At 69.2% G+C, this 18,381-nt stretch carries 18 protein-coding genes; 6 read left to right on the top strand and 12 right to left on the bottom strand.

Annotated features, from left to right (window positions below; translation table 11 throughout):
• Positions 1-78: 78 nt before the first annotated feature.
• Both H556_RS0110825 and H556_RS0110830 read right to left on the bottom strand, forming a co-directional pair.
• On the bottom strand, positions 79-1,719 hold the full coding sequence (locus tag H556_RS0110825) for a M28 family metallopeptidase (RefSeq protein ID WP_024354444.1): 1,641 nt from the start codon (positions 1,717-1,719) through the stop codon (positions 79-81).
• Between the two features lie 72 nt (positions 1,720-1,791).
• Entirely contained in the window at positions 1,792-3,006 is a 1,215-nt protein-coding gene (locus H556_RS0110830) for a BaiN/RdsA family NAD(P)/FAD-dependent oxidoreductase (RefSeq protein ID WP_024354445.1), read from the bottom strand.
• Positions 3,007-3,053: 47 nt separating this feature from the next.
• Here H556_RS0110830 and greA point away from each other — a divergent pair, with 47 nt between their 5' ends.
• Positions 3,054-3,536 (top strand): transcription elongation factor GreA, encoded by a 483-nt coding sequence (greA, locus tag H556_RS0110835; protein WP_024354446.1) that lies wholly within the window; start codon positions 3,054-3,056, stop codon positions 3,534-3,536.
• 14 nt (positions 3,537-3,550) lie between these two features.
• On the opposite strand, the gene H556_RS0110840 is transcribed toward greA, so the two are convergent.
• Positions 3,551-5,191: a leucyl aminopeptidase family protein gene (locus H556_RS0110840; RefSeq protein ID WP_024354447.1), complete on the bottom strand. Its 1,641-nt coding sequence runs from the start codon at positions 5,189-5,191 to the stop codon at positions 3,551-3,553.
• Between the two features lie 377 nt (positions 5,192-5,568).
• On the opposite strand from H556_RS0110840, the gene H556_RS0110845 reads away from it, so the two are divergent.
• Positions 5,569-6,513 (top strand): LysR substrate-binding domain-containing protein, encoded by a 945-nt coding sequence (locus tag H556_RS0110845; RefSeq protein ID WP_024354448.1) that lies wholly within the window; start codon positions 5,569-5,571, stop codon positions 6,511-6,513.
• Positions 6,514-6,754: 241 nt separating this feature from the next.
• Here H556_RS0110845 and groL read toward each other — a convergent pair whose 3' ends face one another.
• Positions 6,755-8,401: a chaperonin GroEL gene (gene groL / locus H556_RS0110850; RefSeq protein ID WP_024354449.1), complete on the bottom strand. Its 1,647-nt coding sequence runs from the start codon at positions 8,399-8,401 to the stop codon at positions 6,755-6,757.
• A 57-nt stretch (positions 8,402-8,458) separates the two neighbouring features.
• Positions 8,459-8,746, bottom strand: coding sequence for a co-chaperone GroES (gene groES, locus H556_RS0110855; protein WP_024354450.1), 288 nt, complete (start codon positions 8,744-8,746; stop codon positions 8,459-8,461).
• 239 nt (positions 8,747-8,985) lie between these two features.
• Here groES and H556_RS0110860 point away from each other — a divergent pair, with 239 nt between their 5' ends.
• Entirely contained in the window at positions 8,986-9,453 is a 468-nt protein-coding gene (locus H556_RS0110860) for a hypothetical protein (protein WP_024354451.1), read from the top strand.
• A gap of 59 nt (positions 9,454-9,512) precedes the next feature.
• Here H556_RS0110860 and H556_RS0110865 read toward each other — a convergent pair whose 3' ends face one another.
• The gene (locus H556_RS0110865; protein WP_024354452.1) at positions 9,513-9,896 is read right to left on the bottom strand and encodes a DUF4260 domain-containing protein; all 384 of its coding nucleotides are present in this window, start codon (positions 9,894-9,896) and stop codon (positions 9,513-9,515) included.
• Positions 9,893-11,497: a glucose-6-phosphate isomerase gene (pgi, locus tag H556_RS0110870; protein WP_024354453.1), complete on the bottom strand. Its 1,605-nt coding sequence runs from the start codon at positions 11,495-11,497 to the stop codon at positions 9,893-9,895. The genes H556_RS0110865 and pgi overlap by 4 nt, the downstream gene beginning before the upstream one ends.
• A 167-nt stretch (positions 11,498-11,664) precedes the next feature.
• On the opposite strand from pgi, the gene H556_RS0110875 reads away from it, so the two are divergent.
• Positions 11,665-12,141: a hypothetical protein gene (locus tag H556_RS0110875; protein ID WP_024354454.1), complete on the top strand. Its 477-nt coding sequence runs from the start codon at positions 11,665-11,667 to the stop codon at positions 12,139-12,141.
• 110 nt (positions 12,142-12,251) lie between these two features.
• Here H556_RS0110875 and H556_RS0110880 read toward each other — a convergent pair whose 3' ends face one another.
• From H556_RS0110880 to H556_RS0110895, 4 genes are all read right to left on the bottom strand, one after another.
• Positions 12,252-12,923, bottom strand: coding sequence for a thioredoxin family protein (locus H556_RS0110880; protein WP_024354455.1), 672 nt, complete (start codon positions 12,921-12,923; stop codon positions 12,252-12,254).
• Positions 12,924-12,945: 22 nt separating this feature from the next.
• Entirely contained in the window at positions 12,946-15,147 is a 2,202-nt protein-coding gene (locus H556_RS0110885; protein ID WP_024354456.1) for a protein-disulfide reductase DsbD family protein, read from the bottom strand.
• Positions 15,148-15,250: 103 nt separating this feature from the next.
• A complete protein-coding gene (locus H556_RS0110890) occupies positions 15,251-15,706 on the bottom strand; it encodes an OmpA family protein (RefSeq protein WP_035302946.1) in 456 nt (151 codons plus the stop codon).
• A gap of 128 nt (positions 15,707-15,834) precedes the next feature.
• The gene (locus tag H556_RS0110895) at positions 15,835-16,188 is read right to left on the bottom strand and encodes a YMGG-like glycine zipper-containing protein (protein WP_024354458.1); all 354 of its coding nucleotides are present in this window, start codon (positions 16,186-16,188) and stop codon (positions 15,835-15,837) included.
• Between the two features lie 154 nt (positions 16,189-16,342).
• Between H556_RS0110895 and H556_RS0110900 the strand changes: the two genes are divergently transcribed.
• Both H556_RS0110900 and H556_RS0110905 read left to right on the top strand, forming a co-directional pair.
• Entirely contained in the window at positions 16,343-17,326 is a 984-nt protein-coding gene (locus H556_RS0110900; protein WP_029673538.1) for a diacylglycerol/lipid kinase family protein, read from the top strand.
• Positions 17,326-18,114 (top strand): metallophosphoesterase family protein, encoded by a 789-nt coding sequence (locus H556_RS0110905; RefSeq protein ID WP_024354460.1) that lies wholly within the window; start codon positions 17,326-17,328, stop codon positions 18,112-18,114. Before H556_RS0110900 ends, H556_RS0110905 begins: the two co-directional genes overlap by 1 nt.
• Positions 18,115-18,183: 69 nt before the next feature.
• On the opposite strand, the gene H556_RS0110910 is transcribed toward H556_RS0110905, so the two are convergent.
• Positions 18,184-18,363 carry a DUF1328 domain-containing protein gene (locus H556_RS0110910; protein ID WP_003166483.1) on the bottom strand — a complete coding sequence of 60 codons (180 nt, stop codon included), beginning with the start codon at positions 18,361-18,363 and terminating at the stop codon, positions 18,184-18,186.
• Positions 18,364-18,381 lie beyond the last annotated feature (18 nt).

Below are 18,381 nucleotides of genomic sequence, written 5' to 3' on the forward strand. Positions count from 1 at the left end.
AGGGGCGTCGATCTTTCGCTGTCTGAGATTCCGGCGGTCCCGGATAGCGGCTGGGCCGCTTCCGGGATGACGGAGGCGTTATTTCCGCGTCGACGCTGATGCGTTGCGGGCGCCCTCGAACTCGTCGCCCGGCTTCCACGCGGGCCAGTCGCGCGAATTGGCCAGGTCGCGGCCGACTTCATACAGCAGCTGCACATCGGCGGCGGCGGCGTCCATCTTCCACTCCGGCGTCCATTCGTCCGTCGGCTGATGATAGCGGTTGGCGACGTAGTCGCGGCTCGCTTCATTATGCCCGGTGAAGCCGGCGGCGGCGAACAGGGCGGGCACGCCCTTGCGCGCCAGGGGGAAGTGGTCCGAGCGGTAGAAGGCGCCCGCGTGCGGCGCCGGGTCGGGGATCAGGCGGCGACCCTCGCGCGCGGCCAGAACCGCCAGCCGGTCGTCCAGATCATTCTTGCCCGCGCCGATGACGACGATGTTCGGGTCGATCTCGGTGCCCGGCAGCAGGCTGTCCATATTGATGTTGGCCACCGTCGTCTCCAGCGGCCAGACCGGGTTGGCGGCATAGTATTCAGCGCCCAGCAGGCCGGTCTCCTCGGCGGCCCAGCTGACGAAGACGGTCGAGCGTTCGGGACGCGGCCCCTCGGCGAACAGGCGGGCGATTTCCATGACGCCCGCGACGCCGGTCGCATTGTCGACGGCGCCGTTATAGATGTCGTCGCCGTTCTTGGGCGTGGCGCGGCCGTAGGCGTCCCAGTGGGCGCCGAACATGACCGTCTCGTCCGGGTATTTCGTTCCGGGGAGACGACCGATGACGTTGCGCGTCTCGACCCGGTCGGCCTTCTGGCCGAAATCGATGGACATGGTCACGCCGTCCAGCGCCACGGGCTGGAAGCCGGGCGTGCGCGCCTGATCCTTCAGGGCGGCGAAGTCCAGCCCGGCGTCCCGGAACAGCTGTTCAGCGATCGCGCCCTGAATCCAGCCCTGCGCCGCCACACGCTCCTTGTCCGGGTCGGCGCGGACGATATCGAACTTGGGCGCGGTCGAGGAATTCTCCAGCGTCGACCACGGATAGCCCGCGCCCGGCGTGTCGTGGATGACCAGAACGCCCGCCGCCCCATGCTCGGCTGCGACCTGGAACTTATAGGTCCAGCGGCCATAGAAGGTCATGGCCTGACCGTCGAACCTGCCGTTGACCGGATGGCCTTCGGGCGCGCCGAAGTCGGGATCGTTGACCAGCACCAGCATGATCTTGCCGGTCAGATCGAAGCCCTTGTAGTCGTCCCAGCCGCGTTCGGGCGCGTCCACGCCATAGCCGACGAAGACCAGAGGCGCATCGGTCAGGCTGATGCGCTCCACCGGCCGGTCGGACGAGACGATGACGTCCTTGGCCCGTTGCAGTTCGGTTGTGCGGCCGTTGGCCGAGACGCTGATGGCGGCGGGGCCGTCCTGACTGGTGCGACTGACCTGGGCGACCTGCACCCACGATCCGTTCGGGCCGCCGGGTTCGAGACCCAGCGCCTGAAACTGCTGCGACAGCCAGGCGATGGTGCGGTCTTCGCCGGGCGTGACCGGGGCGCGGCCCTCGAATTCATCGGACGCCAGAACGCGCGTCGCTTCATTCAGTCGGGCGGGGTCCACGCGGCCGGCCTGCGCTAGGGCTGAGGTCGAACACATCAGGACAGCGATCATGCCGACGGCGGCGGAACGGGGCAGGGACATGGGCAGGCTCGACATCTGAAATGTTTGCGCCACGCTGCCCCCTAAGGCCGTCGCTGTCGACCCCGAAAGACCTCAGCGCCCGTCCAGCCAGGCGCGCACGCCCTCCGCTGCGACAACGCCCGAGGCGAACGAGGCCTGGAGCAGATAGCCGCCGGTCGGCGCCTCCCAGTCCAGCATCTCGCCCGCCGCAAAGACGCCGGGCCGCGCCTTCAGCATCAGCCGTTCGTCCACGGCGTCCAGCGCGACGCCCCCGGCCGAGGAGATGGCGCGGCTCAGGCCCTGAACGTCGGTCAGGGTCAGGGCGAGGCCCTTGATCCGCGCGGCCAGTTGGGCCGGGTCTGCGGACAAGGGGCCGCCCTCGCGCAGCAGGGCGACGGCCGTTGAGTCCAGCCGCGCGGCCTTGCGCAGCCAGTTCGACAGGCTGTCCTTGCCGCGCGGTTTCGACAGGCGCTGGGTCAGAGCCTCGATGTCCAGATCGGGCCGCAGGTCGAGCGTCAGCATGGTCGATCCGTCGCGCTCCACCGCTTCGCGCAGCCCGGCGGACAGGGCGTAGACGCCGCCGCCCTCGATTCCATAGGCGGCGATCATGGCCTCGCCGCGCACGGTGCGGTCGCCGTGCGTCAGGGCGATCCCTTTCAGCGGCGTTCCGGCGAAGCGCTCGCGGAACAGCGGCGACCAACTGACATCAAAGCCGACATTGGCGGGCCGGAAATCTGCCACCTCGGCGCCCGCGCCCTCCAGCGCCGGAACCCAGGCGGCGTCCGACCCCAGCTTGGCCCAGCTGGCGCCGCCGAGCGCGAGGATCACGGCGTCCGGCCGCTCGATGCGTTCGCCCTCGGGCGTGTCGAAGGTCAGGGCTTCGCCCTGCCAGCCGGTCCAGCGCGAGCGGGTGCGGATCTCGACGCCCAGCTCCTCCAGCCGCGCCAGCCACGCCCGCAGCAGGGGCGAGGTCTTCATCGCCTTCGGGAACACCCGGCCGGACGACCCGACGAAGGTCGGTTGGCCCAGCCCCTCGACCCACTCGATCAGATCGGCGGGCGAAAGGGCGTCCAGCCAGTCCCTGATGCGCCCCTGCGCGGCGGCGTCATATCGGTTCAGGAACGGCGCCGGCGGCTCCGAATGCGTCAGGTTCAGCCCGCCGCGTCCAGCCATCAGGAATTTGCGCGCGACCGAGGGCATCCGCTCGTGCAACACGACGCGCAGGCCCGCCTGGGCCAGACGTTCGGCGGCCATCAGCCCGGCGGGACCGGCGCCGATCACGGCGACTGTGGAAGGGGAGGGCGTCATCGCCGCCTTCCTAGCGGGAATGGGCGCCGGGGCCTATGTTGATGGTCATGAGCGTCGCCTTTACCCGAGAAGAAGATCTGGAAGCCACGGCGGCGGACCTGCCGGACCGGCCGATCTCGCCCCATCCGAACCTCGTCACGCCGCAGGGGCTGGCCCAGATCGAGGCCGAACTGGCGGCCGCACGGGCGGCCTATACGGCGGCTCAGGCGGCGGGGTCCATCGAGGCCGACCGCACCGCCATGGCGCGGGCGACGCGCGACCTGCGTTACTGGTCGGCGCGGCGTAGCACGGCCCAGATGGTCGAGGCGCCGCCGGACGGCAAGGTGCGCTTCGGCGACACGGTGACGATTGAGCGCGAGGACGGCCGCACCCAGACCTGGCGCATCGTCGGCGAGGACGAGGCCGATCCGACTAAAGGCAGCGTCAGCCACGTCTCGCCCCTGGCCCGCGCCCTGCTGGGCAGGCGCGAGGGGGATGAGGCGACGGTCGCGGGCCAGTCGGTCGAGATCGTCGCCATCCAGGAAGGCTGAGGCTGAAGGCGGCTTCAGTAGCCGCCCGTGCCCTTCTCCTTGGGCACAGGCTGGAAGTCGCGCACGAACCGCTCCAGCAGGCGCACGCTGTAGCCCGCCGACCCGGCCGGTTTCACGTCATTGGCGCCGCCGAAGGCCATGTTGGCGATGTCCAGATGCGCCCAAGGCGTCTCGGGCCGCGCGAAATAGCCGATGAAGTGGGCGCCGGTGCCCGCGCCCGCCCCGCCGTCGCCCGAGTTCTTGATGTCGGCGATGGTTGAGGAGGTGGCCCGCACATAGGAGGGGTGCAGCGGTAGCTGCCACAGGGTCTCGCCGGTGGCGTCGCCCGCCGTCTTCAGCTGAGCGGCCAGGGCGTCGTGACGGCTGAACAGGCCCGCATAGTCGCCGCCCAGGGCCCCGCCGACCGAGCCGGTCAGGGTGGCCACATCGACGATGGCGGCCGGGTTCATCGTCGTGTCGGCCCAGACCACGGCGTCGGCCAGCACCAGACGACCCTCGGCGTCGGTCGAGACGATCTCGATGGTCTTGCCGTTCATGGCGGTCAGCACATCGGCGGGGCGGATGGCGTTCCCGCCCGGCATGTTTTCCGACAGGGCGGCGACGGCGACCACGTCCACCGGCGCACCGCCCTTGGCCAGGGCCAGGACGGCGCCGACGACGCTGGCGGCGCCGGACATGTCCATCTTCATATTGCCCATGTTCGAGCCGGGCTTCAGCGAAATGCCGCCGGAATCGAAGGTGATGCCCTTGCCCAGCAGGGCCACCGGCCCCGCCGAGGGCGCGCCCTGACCGCGATAATGCACGGCCAGCATACGCGGCGGACGGGCCGATCCCTGACCCGAGCCGAGGATGGCGCCCATGCCCAGCCGTTCCATCGCCGGCACGTCCAGCACGGTGATCTCGACCCCCGGCACGCCGGCGAAGGCGGCGCGGGCGCGCTCGACGAAGGTCTCCGGATAGATGACGTTGGCCGGTTCATTGGACACGTCGCGGGTCCAGGCCATCGCCTCGACCAGGGCCGCGCCGCGACGATAGTGCGCCTGAGCGCTCGCGGCGTCGTCGGCCACGACGGTCAGGGCGCCCGGCGCCGCACGGTCGCGGCCGGTGGTGACATAGAGGTCCGAGCGGTAGTGGCCGATGCCCAGCCCCGTCGCCAGTTCCGAAGCCATGTCGGCGGACAGGCCGGACGTCAGGGCCGTCAGGGCGCCCGGCTGGCTGTTCAGGGCGCGGCCGGCGACGATGCCGGCGGTCTGGATGTCGGCGGCCTTGGGCGCCTCGCCCAGACCCACGATCAGGATGCGGTCCCAGCCGCCGACGCCGTGCAGGTTCAGGGTCTGGCGCGGCTTATAGTCGAAACGGGCGGCGGTGACGGCCGAGGCGATCGCCTGACGCGTGGCGGCGTCCAGCGAGGCGCCGCGCGTGTCGAGCTCAGCCTCCGACCCCAGCGGCAGGACCAGAGAGCCGGACGGCGCAGCAGCGGCGGCGAAGGTCACGGCGCGGGCCTGGGCCGGGGCGGCGCGGGCGGGCCAATCCGAACGCTCAGCCGCGGGCGCGGCGCGGCGGCCTTGCGCCTCGGCCGGAACGGCGACGGTCAGACCGGCGGCTGCGATCAACGCGGCTGCGGCGAAGGACGGAATACGGGTGGTGCGGCGCATCGATCAGGGCCCCCTCTGCGACGATGAAGGCGCCTTTATGGGCGGGGGTCCTGCGCCGGGGCAACTGCTCCGCTGACGGAAGGCCGCCGGGCGCGACGCCTTGTCGCGCCCGGCGCAGCAATGGCCGTCAGCAGGCCGCCCGACGCGGGGGCGTCGGGCAGGGTCGGGCCCTGATGTGGACATCGCCTGGCTTGGCGGTCGCCGGGGGAGGCGAAAGGGGGCGTGCGCTGAACAGGGCGCCGACCCAGCCCCACGCGGGTTCCTTATGAGTGCGGTGAATGTCTTCCATGTCCATCCTCCTTTCTGAGAGCCTGAAGATGGGCCATGTTGGTCGCCGTCACAAACGAGATGACGGCGCTTTGGTATAAGGCTGGCTTATGGTTGATCTTCTTGCGCGGATCCCGGTGGACGCCTTGCGGGTGTTTGAAGCCGCGGCGCGCCTGCTCAGCTTCACCCGCGCCGCCGAAGCTCTGGGCATGACGCAGGCGGCGGTCAGCTGGCGCATCCGCGACCTGGAGGAAAAGCTTGAGCGTCCTCTTTTCACACGTGGAGCGCGGCAGGTGAGTCTTACCCCCGAGGGGGAGCGTCTGGCGACAGCGGCGACCGAGGCCATGACCCTGCTGCGACGAGCAGTGGCCGAGGTGGTCGAGGCGGATCAGGGCGTCTTGGCCGTCACCACGCTGCAGACACTGGCGACCCAATGGCTGGCGACGCGGCTTGGGGCGTTTCAATTGGCTAACCCCGATCTGGCGGTGCGCGTGGACACCAGTTCGCTCCTGTCCAGCCTGGGGGCGGATGGGCTGGATGTCGCCCTGCGCTTCGGTTCAGGCGACTGGCCTGGACTGGAGAGCCGGTTCCTGATGCCCGCCGTCTTCACCCCCCTTTGCACCCCGGCGATGCGCGACCGTCTGGATCTGAAGACGCCCGCCGACCTGAAGCGGGCGCATTTGATCGGCGAGCCGGGCGAGTGGCGGGCCTGGTTCGCTGCCGCCGGCGTGGCGCCCGCCGACGCCGCCCCGCTGCCGCGTCTGACGGCCGACAATCAGGCGATGGAGGTGGCGGCGGCTCTGGGCGATCAGGGCGTGGCCCTGGGCTCGCCCATTCTCTACGGCCGAGAGATCGAGCGGGGCCTGCTGGTTCGGCCGTTCGAGGCGACGGTCGCCCTGGCCGAGGGCTATTGGCTCTGCTACCCGCCCGGCCGCCGTCTGACCTCCAAGATCGCCCGCTTTAGGGACTGGGTGCTGGACACGGCGCGGACCGACCCGGCGGTGGTCGAGGGCGCGCGGCTGGCGGGACGTGAGGTGGGGGAGGCTGGAGACTAGAGCGCGGGTTCTCCCTCCCCTTCATGGCGAGGGTGGTCGACGCGAAGCGGAGACCGGGTGGGGAGGGCCGGGTGATCCTGGCCTCGGCGCTTGCATCGCCTTGCCGCCCCCGCCCGGCTTCGGCCTGTCGGCCTCAGCCACCCTCCCCATGAAGGGGAGGGAGAAGCCGTGCGCAAAAAGAAAGGGCGGGACCTTTCGATCCCGCCCTTCCGTAGTCTGAGCTTTGAGAAGCCGGACTTTTTTAGAAGTCCATGCCGCCCATACCGCCCATGCCGCCCATGTCGGGGGCGCCGCCGGCCGAAGCCTTCTTCGGCGCGTCGGCGATGGCGGCTTCGGTCGTGATCATGATGCCCGCGACCGAGCCGGCCGAGGCCAGAGCCGAGCGGACGACCTTGGCCGGGTCGATGACGCCCATTTCCACCAGGTCGCCGTACTCTTCGGTCTGGGCGTTGAAGCCGAACTCGGCCTTGTCCGATTCCAGCACCTTGCCGACCACGATCGAGCCTTCGACGCCCGAGTTTTCCGAGATCTGACGGATCGGAGCCTGCAGGGCGCGGCGGACGATGTTGACGCCGGCGGTCTGGTCGGCGTTGTCGACCTTCAGCGCGGCCAGCACCTTGGAGGCCTTCAGCAGGGCCACGCCGCCGCCCGGGACGATGCCTTCATCGGCAGCGGCGCGGGTCGCGTTCAGGGCGTCGTCGACGCGGTCCTTCTTTTCCTTCACTTCGACTTCGGTCGAGCCGCCGACGCGCAGGACGGCGACGCCGCCGGCCAGCTTGGCCAGACGCTCTTGCAGCTTTTCCTTGTCGTAGTCGGAGGTGGTGTCTTCGATCTGACGCTTGATCTGACCGACGCGGGCCTCGATGCCGTCCTTCTCGCCCGAACCTTCGACGATGGTGGTGTCGTCCTTGGTGATCTGGACCTTCTTGGCCTTGCCCAGCATGTCGAGCGTGACCGTTTCCAACTTGATGCCGAGGTCTTCAGAGATGACCTGGCCGCCGGTCAGGATGGCGATGTCTTCCAGCATGGCCTTGCGGCGGTCGCCGAAGCCCGGAGCCTTGACGGCGGCGACGCGCAGGCCGCCGCGCAGCTTGTTGACCACCAGGGTGGCCAGGGCTTCGCCTTCGATGTCCTCGGCGATGATCAGCAGGGGACGGCCCGACTGAACCACGGCTTCCAGCACCGGCAGCATCGGCTGCAGCGAGGTCAGCTTCTTCTCGTGGAGCAGGATGAGCGGCTCTTCGAGGGAGACCTCCATCTTGTCCGGGTTGGTGATGAAGTAGGGCGACAGGTAGCCGCGGTCGAACTGCATGCCCTCGACGATGTCGACGGTGGTTTCGGCGGTCTTGGCTTCTTCGACGGTGATGACGCCTTCGTTGCCGACCTTGGCCATGGCCTGGGCGATCAGGTCGCCGATTTCAGCGTCGCCGTTGGCCGAGATGGTGCCGACCTGGGCGATTTCCGAGTTGTTCGAGACCGGCTTGGAGTTCGACTTGACCTCTTCCAGCACCGCTTCGACAGCCTTGTCGATGCCGCGCTTCAGGTCCATCGGGTTCATGCCGGCGGCCACCGCCTTCAGGCCTTCCTGGACGATGGCCTGGGCCAGGACGGTGGCGGTGGTGGTGCCGTCGCCCGCCTTGTCGTTCGCCTTGGAGGCGACTTCGCGGATCATCTGGGCGCCCATGTTCTCGAAGGCGTCTTCCAGCTCGATTTCCTTGGCCACCGAGACGCCGTCCTTGGTCGAGCGCGGGGCGCCGAAGGACTTCTGGATCACGACGTTGCGGCCCTTCGGCCCCAGGGTCACCTTGACAGCGTCAGCCAGGACGTTGACGCCCTTCAGCATCTTGTCGCGGGCGTCGGTGTTGAATTTTACGATTTTAGCGGCCATGTGGGCTGCTCCTATCTAGATGTTTTTACGAGAGAAACCGGAAACCCAGGACGTGTCTTACGACAGCACGCCCAGGACGTCGGTTTCCTTCATGATGATCAGGTCTTCGCCGTCGATCTTCACTTCGCTGCCCGACCACTTGCCGAACAGGACGCGGTCGCCGGCCTTCAGCTCCAGGGCGACGAACTTGCCGTCTTCGTCACGGACGCCGGGGCCCACGGCGACGACTTCGCCTTCCTGGGGCTTTTCCTTGGCCGTGTCGGGGATGATGATCCCGCCCTTGGTCTTGGATTCTTCTTCAACGCGCTTGACCAGCACGCGGTCGCCGAGCGGACGAAACGCCATCTGAGTAACTCCTGTCAGGATGTTGGTTCCAGCCCTCGGAGCCCACGACTTTGGCAGTCGCCCTCCCCGAGTGCTAACGACCGGGGAGTTAGGCAGGGGGGCGGGGGGCGTCAAGGGCGGGGCGGCGCGAAATTAGGCGCCTGGATGAAGCGAAAATGAACAGGCGCCCCCGGGGTCGTTCAGACAGGCTTCGCTAAAAGGGGGACAACGGATCAACCGGCTTTCGAAAGGAGCCCGCCATGAAGACCCTGTTCAAGATCGGCGCCGGCGCTATCGCCCCTGCTCTGGTTGTGACGATGCTGGCCACGACTCCGGCCGCCGCCCAGAATTATCGCGACCGCGATCGCGACAACACCGGCCGTGACGCCGTGCTGGGCGCGGTGGTCGGCGGCGTCGCCGGGGCCCTGATCGGCCAGGGCGATGGACGCTATGTCGCGGGGGGCGCCCTGGCGGGTGCGGCCCTGGGCGCGGCCTCGTCCTCGAACAACGACAGCTGCGGCTATTATCGCGGCGGCCGCTGCTACCGGAACCAGGGCCACTGGGAGCGCGAGCACGGCATCAACAGCCGCGACGGCTATTACAACGGCCGCTATGAGCGCAATGACGGTCGCTACTATCGCGATGGTCGTTACTGGAAGAACCAGGGCGAGTGGCGCAGCTATCAGAACCGCCGCGCCCGCGACTACCGCTATGACCGCCGCTGGTAAGCGGCCGGTGACATAAGGAAAGGCCCGGTTTTGCGACCGGGCCTTTTTCGTGTGCGCGCTCAGGCGGATAGGCCTCTGCGGGCCTTGCCGATCAGGCCCAGGTGGGTGACGCCGAAGTCCAGCGGGGACTTCAATCCGTAGCCCAGCGCCCGGTCGAACCCGATATGGGCCAGCCAGATCAGGGCGAGCGCGACAGCCAGCGACTGATCCGCGACCAGGCCCGCGCCCGCAAGCAGCAGCGGCCCGATCAGGCTGTGCGCCAGATTATAGGTCAGGGCGCCGAGGCGCGGTCCGGCCAGATAGCCGGCGAAAGACAGATCGGGCGCCAGAAACAGAACGGCGAACAGGCCCCACCCCTGACCGAACCGGGCATAGGCGAAGGCGGCGATAGCCAGCAGGGCCAGCCCCTCCAGCCTTTGCCAGCCTGATGCGACGACCGTCACGCCGTCAGCCGGCGCAGCAGGTCAGCCGTCGACGAGTCCAGATCGGGCGAGGGCGCGCCGCTGGCGGCGTCTTTGAGCAGCGCCTTGGCCAGAACCTTGCCCAGTTCCACGCCCCACTGGTCGAAGCTGTTGATGTCCCAGATCACGCCCTCGACGAAGGTCTTGTGCTCATAGAGGGCGATCAGGGCGCCCAGGGTCTGCGGCGTCAGCCGCTTCATCAGAACGGTCGTCGACGGACGGTTGCCGGGGAAGGCCTTGTGCGGGGCCAGTCGATCCGCCTCGGCTTCCGACGCGCCCGAAGCGATCAGTTCAGCATGGGCCTGAGCCTCGCTCTTGCCCTGCATCAGGGCCTGGGCCTGAGCCAGGGCGTTGGCCCATAGATAGGTCGAGGGCGTCTCATCGTAGGTGCGGCCGACGACGATGAATTCGACCGGGACGACCTGAGGTCCCTGATGCAGTTGCTGGAAGAAGGCGTGCTGGCCGTTGGCGCCCGGCTCGCCGAACACCACCGGGCAGGTCTGGCGGCCGACCGGCGAGCCGTCGCGGCGCACCTGCTTGCCGTTCGATTCCATTTCCAGCTGCTGAAGGAAGGCGGGCAGGCGGCGCAGGGCATGGGCGTAGGGCGCCACGCTGCGCGCTCCGCGATGCAGGCCGTCGACATTGTAGATCTCGGCCAGGGCCAGCAACACCGGCGCGTTCCTCGCAAGCGGCGCTTCGAGGAAATGGCGGTCCATGTCGGCGGCGCCGTCCAGAAACGCCTGAAACGCCTCCCACCCCAGGGCGATGACGCAGGACAGGCTGACCGCAGACCACAGGGAATAGCGCCCGCCGACCCAGTCCCGGAAGGCGAAGGTGCGGCCGCAGCCGAAGGCCTGCGCCTTTTCCGGCGCAGCGGTGACGCCGACGAAGTGCCGCTCCAGCCCGTCGGCGGGCAGGGCGGCGGCCAGCCAGGCCTTGGCGGCTTCGGCGTTCAGCAGGGTCTCCTGGGTGGTGAAGCTCTTGGAGACGACGATGGCCAGCGTCGTTTCCGGATCCAGCCCGGCCAGGGCCTCGGCCATGTCGCGCGGGTCGATGTTGGCGACGAAGCGCAGGTCGATGTCCGGGTCCAGCGGGCGCAGGGCGTCCCAGATCAGACGCGGACCCAGGTCCGAGCCGCCGATGCCGATATGGAGCACCGTGCTGAAACGGCGCCCCGTGGCGCCTGTCTCATTTCCGCACCGCAAAGCTTCGGCATAGGCCTTCATTTCGGCGCGCACGGCCTCGACCTCGGCCGACACCGGCTCGCCCAGCGCATGGAATGACGCGCCGTCCGGCGCGCGCAGGGCCGGATGCAGCACCGCCCGCCCTTCGGTCAGATTGACGGCCTCGCCCGCGAACAGGGCGGCGCGGCGCCCCTCGATGTCGCACGCCCGCGCCAGGGACAGGGCGGCCTCGAACCCGGCCTGAGACCAGCTCTGCTTGGACAGGTCCAGGTGCAGGCCTGCGGCGTCCAGCGTCAGCCGCGACAGTCGGTCAGGGTCGGCGGCGAACTGATCCTGGATGCGGGACTGCGCGTCCCGACGGGCGGCGGCCTCCAGTTCAGTCCAGGCGACATGCGGCATCTTGGTCTCCCATAGGGGGCCGTGTTCGGAAGCGATCCGCGATCTGGCCCGGGGTTTGCAGGCTCTGGTTTACGGCTCAGGCCGAGAAGAGTTCAATCCAAGACTGGGTCAAGCGGGATTTCCAGCCGGAAGCCGATTGTCCCCCGGTCCTTTGTGAAAGGCACGCCATGTCCTGCGGAATAGCCCTCGCCGTCGCCCTGATGCTCGTCGACCCCGCCGTCGCCGAAGCCGCCGCCCTGCCGCCCGTAGCCCCCTCGGCCCCGGTGTCGGTGGCGCAGGAGCCCCTGTTCGCTGATCTGGTCGCCCGCTCGGGCGCGCTGAAGTCGATCGTCGACGGCTGGATGGCCTCGGGCGAGGCGGACAACTCCGGCTTCTTCACCGGCGCGGCCTGGGCGGCGTTCAAGGGGCAGGCGACGGAACTGGCCCAGCGCGACATGCAGGGTCATCTGATCCTCAAGGAACGCGGCACGGACAACGACCTGAAATGCATCCTGCGCGGCATCTCAGAAGACATTCCGCTGAAGGTCGCCGCGCTGGAGAGCGCCGCCGACGCTTCGGCCCGCAAGCTGGCGCTGGACGAGCTGTCCTACCTGCTGAACGACAACGTCGAGGTCATCACCTCGCCGCCACAGCCCGAGGCGTAGCCTCTGGCTATGGCTTAATTCTTGGGCCTATCGCGCTTCGCGCTACTTGAGGCCCGAGGTGGCCTACCTCGCCTGGAGGAAGGCCGGTGTCCTCGTGAGAAAGGCCGTTCTCAGCCTTCGACTGTCTCCGGGTATTTGATGGCGCAGCCGTAAGGCGCGGCGTAGGCGGTCTGGACCGGGCGTCCAGCCTTGGCGTCGGCCAGGCCGGCGCGGACGAAGTTGTTGGCGCCGTTCAGGTCCTCGACCTTGTTGGTCGGCCGGTCGTCGATGCCGCCGACGTAGATCAGCCGGCCTTCCGGGTCGATGATGCGCATGTCGGGCGTGGTCTTGGCGTCATAGCGCTTGCCGACCTCGCCGGTCGGATCGAGCAACAGATGGGTGAAGGCGGCCTTGTGCTTGGCCTTCCAGGCTTGCGCCTCCTCGCCCTCGACGAAGCCCTGCGTGCCCGGCGCCGAGGAGATGATGGTCAGCCAGACCACCCCGTCGGCCGTCGCCTCGCGCTGCAGGGCCTGCATGGCGCCGGTGTAGTGCTTCTTCACGAAGGGGCAGCCTTCGTTGGTCCACTCCAGCACGACCGTCTTGCCGTGGAAGTCGGCCAGCGACCGCTGTTGCCCCTCGGCGTCGACCAGGGTGAAGGCGGGGGCCAGTTCGCCAGGGCCGGGCGCCTCAGTCGTTTCGGGCGCGGCGGCGCTCTCCGTGCGCTCCAGCGATGCAGCGGGCTGCTGCTGGCAGGCGGCGAGCAGCAGAAGCGAGGCGGAAGCGGCGGTCAGCAGGCGGAACATGGCGGTCTCCCCAGAGATGAAATCAGTCGATGGCGTCCTTCAGCGCGTCGATGACGACGCCTTCGGTCAGAAGTTGCGGCAGGATGCGCGGCTCGGACCGGCCCGGCGCATAGACCAGATACAGCGGCACGCCCGAACGGCCGTGGCGCTGCAGTTCGGCGGTGATGGCGTCGTCGCGCCGCGTCCAGTCGCCGACCAGATAGAGGGCGTTGGCCTGTTCCAGCGCCTGTGCCGTGCGGGCCGAGGACAGGGCCGTGTTTTCGTTGACCTTACAGGTCACGCACCAGTCGGCGGTGAAGTTGACCAGAACCGGCCGCCCTTCAGCGAGGGCGGCCTGAACCGCCTGCTCGGACCAGGGCTGAGACGATAGACGGGAAGAGGGGGCGCCGCTCTCAGACGACGCGGCGGGGGCCTTGCCCGCCAGCACGCCCAGGCCCAGGGCCGCGATCAGGGCCAGCAGGGCGCCGATAGCGGCCGTTCGGGCCTTGCCCGATGCGGCCTGCGCCCGACCATAGAGCCACAGCGCCAGCGCCAGCATCAGGCCCGCGCCGAAAAGCAGGGCGAGCGCGTCGGCGGTCTGGCGGCCATAGACCCAGGCCAGCCACAGGGCGGCGCCGTACATGGGGAAGGCCAGCAGGTTGCGCAGGGTCTCCATCCACGGCCCCGGCTTCGGCAGGCGGGCCAGCAGGCGCGGATTGAGGCTGATCAGCACATAGGGCAGGGCCAGCCCCAGCCCCAGCATCAGGAAGACCGCCAGCGCCATCGGCCAGGGCATGAACAGGGCCGCGCCCAGAGCGAAGGCCATGAAGGGAGCGGTGCAGGGGGCGGCCACGACCACGGCCAGCACGCCGGTGAAGAAGGCGCCCGCGACGCCGGGCAGGCGCGACAGCGGGCCGTGCCCCGCGCCCTGCAAACCGGCGCCGATGTGGAAGACGCCCGACAGGTTCAGCGCCACCGCCAGCATCAGCAGGGCCAGCGCGGCCACCACGCCCGGCGACTGCAGCTGAAAGCCCCAGCCCAGCGCCTGACCGCCAGCCCGCAGGGCCAGCAGGGCGCCCGCCAGCACCAGGAAGGTCGCCAGCACCCCGGCCAGGAAGGCCAGGCCGTCACGGCGCGCCTCGGCCGGGTTATGGGCGGCGCGGCTGAGCGAGGCCGCCTTCATCGCCAGTATGGGGAAGACGCAGGGCATCAGGTTCAGGATCAGCCCGCCCAGCAGGGCGAAGACGGCCGCCTTGATGAAGTCGGGCAGGGCGGTGGCGGCGGCGGCTGTCTGCGCGCCCTCGCCGTCGCCGATCGCGCCGTCGCCAGCGACGTCCGGCAGGGCGGCGCCCGGCTCGGCCGTGATCTCCCAGGCGCCCAGATCGGTGGACAGGACGCCGCTGATCGGCCCCTTCAACCCATTGGATGTCAGGCCGCGCCCGGCGGCGACCGTCACGGTCAGGCCCTGCGGCCCGCGCTCGCCTGACTGGGCGGCGGCGTGGTCGATCACCCCGCCCTCGAAGGGATGGAAATAGGCCCATCGGGGCGCGGCGCCCGCCAGCGGGCCGCCGGCAGCCGTCAGGACCAGACGGCCGTCGGTCAGGGCGACGCGGGCCTCGATCCCAGCGGGACGCGGAGCGGCGGCGACGACGTCCTGGATCGCCTGGCCGAAGCGCGGGTCCAGCGGCGCCGCGCCCTCGCGCACCGGCAGGTCCAGCGCCAAATCGAGGTCTTCGGGCACGCACATCTCGTCGCTGCAGACGTAGAAGTGGGCGGTGACGCGTAAGGGAAGGCTCCGACCCGGCGCCGCGTCCGCCGGAATCTCGATCGGGACGGGCAGGAAGACGACGCCGGAATAGCCGTAGTTCATCAGGCTCTGCAGCCGCTGACGCTCGGGCAGCGGCCACAGGATGTCGCCTGGCGCGACGCCCGCAGGCAGGGACCAGGTCAGGGTCGTCGGTCCGCCGGAATCGCCCTGATTGCGCCAATAGGTGTGCCAGCCGGGCTTGATCTGCTGGCGGATGGCGACAACGGCGGTCGAGCCGGGGACAGCCCAGGCGCTCATGGGGACCAGTTCCGCCTCGATCCGTTCGGTGCGCTGCGGGCCCGGCGCAGCGGAAGCCCTGGCGACCGGCCCGGCCCCGGCCGCCAGGGCGTCGCGCAAGGCGGCCTCGGACGCTGGGACGCTCGCCGCCGCCGGAAGGGCGAGGGCGAGCCAGGTCAGGAGCAGAAACAGGATGCGCAAGGGCGATGCCGGAAACAGGATCAGAGGAAAGGCGCGAGCTTAGACCCTCTAGCCTCGCCTAGCCACGGCCCGCGACGGCGGGCCGCAGCGGACTGCTCGGGCCTCAGCGCGGGGCGACGACCTCGATCAGCACCTCGGTGCGGCGGCGCAAGGGGTCGTTGACCCCGCCCACGACCGCGCCGTCGGCTCCGGCCCCCTCGATATCGAAGGCGGGGGCGGGCAGGCCGGCGCCGGCCAGCGCCTCGGCGACGGCGCGGGCGCGTCGTTCGGAAATGCTCTGGTTGGCGGCCGCTGTGCCGCTGCGGGCGTCGGCCAGGCCTGTCACCTTGACGTGCTTGATCTGGCAGCCCTGAAGCTGGGTCGCCGTCATGCCGATGGCCATGCGGGCGGCGTCGGTCAGGGTGGCGCGATCGGGGACGAAATAGACTTCGAACCGCTTGTCGGCGCAGGCGGACGGGTCGCTGACCAGATCGCTGCGCTGTTTATAGCCGCTGTTGGCGGCGCAACCGGCGGCGGTCAGGCCGAGGGCCATCATAACGACTGCGGAAACACGCTTCATGTCAGCCCCCTCGCGCTCGCTGTGCGGCGTGCGCTGCCTTCAGCAAAAAAGGGCGACCCGCGCCATGCGGATCGCCCTTTCAAGACTGTCCCGAAAACGCTTCGGGCGCCAGAGGCTATACGCCGGTATCAGTAGCGGCGCTGACCATTTTCCCAGTAACACTCGGTCTGGCGGTTGTCGTAGCAGTAGTAGTAGCGGCCCTGATTGTCGCGGTAGCGCTGCTGGTTGTTGCGGTCCTGATTGGAGCCGCGGATGGCGCCCGCCGCGCCGCCCGCCAGGGCGCCGATGGCTGCGCCGGTCGCTGCGTTGCCGCTGCCGACGTTGTTGCCGATGATGGCGCCGGCCACGGCGCCCAGTCCGGCCCCGACAGCGCCCTGGCGCACGGTGTTGTTCGGTCCGGCGCCGCCGCCGTAGTACGGATCGCTGGCGCAGGCGGTCACCAGAAGTCCGGCGCCGGCAATGGCGATGATCGCCTTGTTCATGGTTCTGTCCTTCATCCCTTAGGGGCACCCCTGAAGCTTCGATAACGCGGGGCGAACAAGGCGGTTCCGAGGCCGAACGCTATAAGCTTTACTTTAAATCGCGGTGTAGGGCCGCAGAAGGGGAACCGCCCCTGTGCGCAGGCGTTCGCCGCCCATGAACACTGACGCTCAGAACGACGCCCCGCCAGCGCCGAACGCTGTTGAAGCCGCACCGCCGTCGTCGGCCGATTCAGGAGAAGGGCGGCGGCCTCTGACCGAGGAGGCTCGGCTGGAGCGGATCATCATCCTGGTCAATCCGCTGTCGGGCGGGGTTGGAGGACAGGCGGCCGAGGAAGCCGCCGCCATCCTGGCCGAGTATCCGCTGGAGGCCGAGGTGGTCGTGCTGGAAGGCGCGCGCATTCCCGATCAGATCGGCGAGGCGCTGGAAGCCCGGCCCGACGTATTGTTCATCCTGGCGGGCGATGGGACGGCCCGGTCGGTCGCCGCCCGCGCTGGCGAGGACGGCCCCCTGATCGCGCCCCTGCCGGGCGGCACGATGAACATGCTGCCCAAGGCCCTTTACGGCACCGGAGACTGGAAGAAGGCCCTGCGGCTGGCGCTGGAGGAAGGCGCGCCCCTGCCCGTGGCCGGGGGCGAGGTCGAGGGAGAGGCCTTCTATTGCGCCGCCATCCTGGGCTCGCCCGCCCTGTGGGCCCCGGCGCGTGAAGCCATTCGCGAGGGCAAGCTGAAGATGGCCTGGACCTATGGCAGGCGCGCGCTGAAGAAGGCGTTTTCCGGCCGGGTCCGCTATGCGCTGGACGGCGGCGGGCGCGAAAAGGCGGAGGCCCTGGTGCTGATCAGTCCGCTGATCTCCAAGGCGATGCAGAAGAATGACGGGCTGGAGGCGGCGGCCATGAATACGGGGGACGCGGCCCAGGCCTTCCGCCTTGCCGCTCATGCCCTGTTCGACGACTGGCGTCATGATCCCAACGTCACCACGCGCAGCGCGCGCCGTATTGTGGTCGAGGCGCGCTCGCGCGTTCCGGCGGTGATTGACGGGGAGCCGATGCTGTTGGGTCGCGAGGCGGCGGTGCGCTTCCTGCCGCGCGCCTTCATGGCCCTGGCGCCGAAGCCTGCGGCGGGCGAGGCCAGTCTCTAGTGGGGGTCGTCCTCCAGTTTTCCGACGTCCATTTCGGTTGCGAGCACAAGGGGGCCGTGGCCGCCGCCGCAGACTACGCCCACGCTGCAGCGCCGGACCTGACCCTGATCACCGGCGACATCACGCAAAAGGGCTATCCGGCGGAGTTCGCCGCAGCCGGAGAATGGATCCGGGCGCTGCCTGAACCGGTTTTCGTCACTGTCGGCAATCATGACGTGCCCTATTGGGATGTGATGGCGCGGCTGTTCTGGCCCTGGCGCGCGTTTGAACGGGCGACCGGCCATCCCGCGCATGACCACGAGTTCCGATCGGATCAGTTGATGGTGCGCGGCGTCACGACTGCGCGAGGCTGGCAGGCCCGGCTCAACTGGTCCAAAGGGGTGATCGACCTGGATCAGACGCGCCGGGCGGCGGACGCCCTGCGCCAGGCGCCGAGCGGGGCCTTGCGGGTGCTGGCCTGTCACCACCCTCTCATCGAGATGATCGGCGCCCCCATGACCGGCGAGGTCAAGCGCGGCGAGCGGGCGGCGCGCATCTTCGCCGAGGCCGGGGTCGATCTGATTGTGACCGGCCACGTCCATGTCCCCTTCGCCCTGCCGGTCGGCGTCGGCGACAACTGCTCCTATGCCGTCGGCTGCGGGACGCTGTCGCATCGCGAGCGCGGGGCGCCGCCCAGTTTCAACCGGATCGAGTGGGACGCCGAAGCCGTGACGGTCTCGGCCGTGGCCTGGGACGGGCGCCAGTTCGCCGATCATCAGACCTGGCGCCTGCCGCGTCGCCGCGCCTGAAGCTCCAGCCATGAAAAAAGGGCCGCGACGCCAAGGTCGCAGCCCTCGTTTTCCATGAAACGGCCAGCGCTAGATGCGCGGTCCGCCTCGTCCTCTCAGGCCGCCTACCAGCAGTGAGACGACGAACAGGATCACCGCAATGATGGCGATGAATTTGGCGATCTCGAACGACATGCCCGAGATGCCGCCGAAGCCGAGTACGGCTGCGACCAAGGCGATGATAAAGAAAATAATGGCCCAGCGAAGCATAGGCGAAACCCTCCGTAA

Origin of the sequence: Brevundimonas naejangsanensis DSM 23858 (assembly GCF_000421705.1) — a bacterium.
Classification (GTDB): domain Bacteria; phylum Pseudomonadota; class Alphaproteobacteria; order Caulobacterales; family Caulobacteraceae; genus Brevundimonas; species Brevundimonas naejangsanensis.

Coding starts and splice junctions, on each gene's coding strand:
- H556_RS0110825 (WP_024354444.1), bottom strand. CDS start 1,719: ATGTCCCTGCCCCGTTCCGCCGCCGTCGGCATGATCGCTGTCCTGATG.
- H556_RS0110830 (WP_024354445.1), bottom strand. CDS start 3,006: ATGACGCCCTCCCCTTCCACAGTCGCCGTGATCGGCGCCGGTCCCGCC.
- greA (WP_024354446.1), top strand. CDS start 3,054: ATGAGCGTCGCCTTTACCCGAGAAGAAGATCTGGAAGCCACGGCGGCG.
- H556_RS0110840 (WP_024354447.1), bottom strand. CDS start 5,191: ATGCGCCGCACCACCCGTATTCCGTCCTTCGCCGCAGCCGCGTTGATC.
- H556_RS0110845 (WP_024354448.1), top strand. CDS start 5,569: ATGGTTGATCTTCTTGCGCGGATCCCGGTGGACGCCTTGCGGGTGTTT.
- groL (WP_024354449.1), bottom strand. CDS start 8,401: ATGGCCGCTAAAATCGTAAAATTCAACACCGACGCCCGCGACAAGATG.
- groES (WP_024354450.1), bottom strand. CDS start 8,746: ATGGCGTTTCGTCCGCTCGGCGACCGCGTGCTGGTCAAGCGCGTTGAA.
- H556_RS0110860 (WP_024354451.1), top strand. CDS start 8,986: ATGAAGACCCTGTTCAAGATCGGCGCCGGCGCTATCGCCCCTGCTCTG.
- pgi (WP_024354453.1), bottom strand. CDS start 11,497: ATGCCGCATGTCGCCTGGACTGAACTGGAGGCCGCCGCCCGTCGGGAC.
- H556_RS0110875 (WP_024354454.1), top strand. CDS start 11,665: ATGTCCTGCGGAATAGCCCTCGCCGTCGCCCTGATGCTCGTCGACCCC.
- H556_RS0110880 (WP_024354455.1), bottom strand. CDS start 12,923: ATGTTCCGCCTGCTGACCGCCGCTTCCGCCTCGCTTCTGCTGCTCGCC.
- H556_RS0110890 (WP_035302946.1), bottom strand. CDS start 15,706: ATGAAGCGTGTTTCCGCAGTCGTTATGATGGCCCTCGGCCTGACCGCC.
- H556_RS0110895 (WP_024354458.1), bottom strand. CDS start 16,188: ATGAACAAGGCGATCATCGCCATTGCCGGCGCCGGACTTCTGGTGACC.
- H556_RS0110900 (WP_029673538.1), top strand. CDS start 16,343: ATGAACACTGACGCTCAGAACGACGCCCCGCCAGCGCCGAACGCTGTT.
- H556_RS0110910 (WP_003166483.1), bottom strand. CDS start 18,363: ATGCTTCGCTGGGCCATTATTTTCTTTATCATCGCCTTGGTCGCAGCC.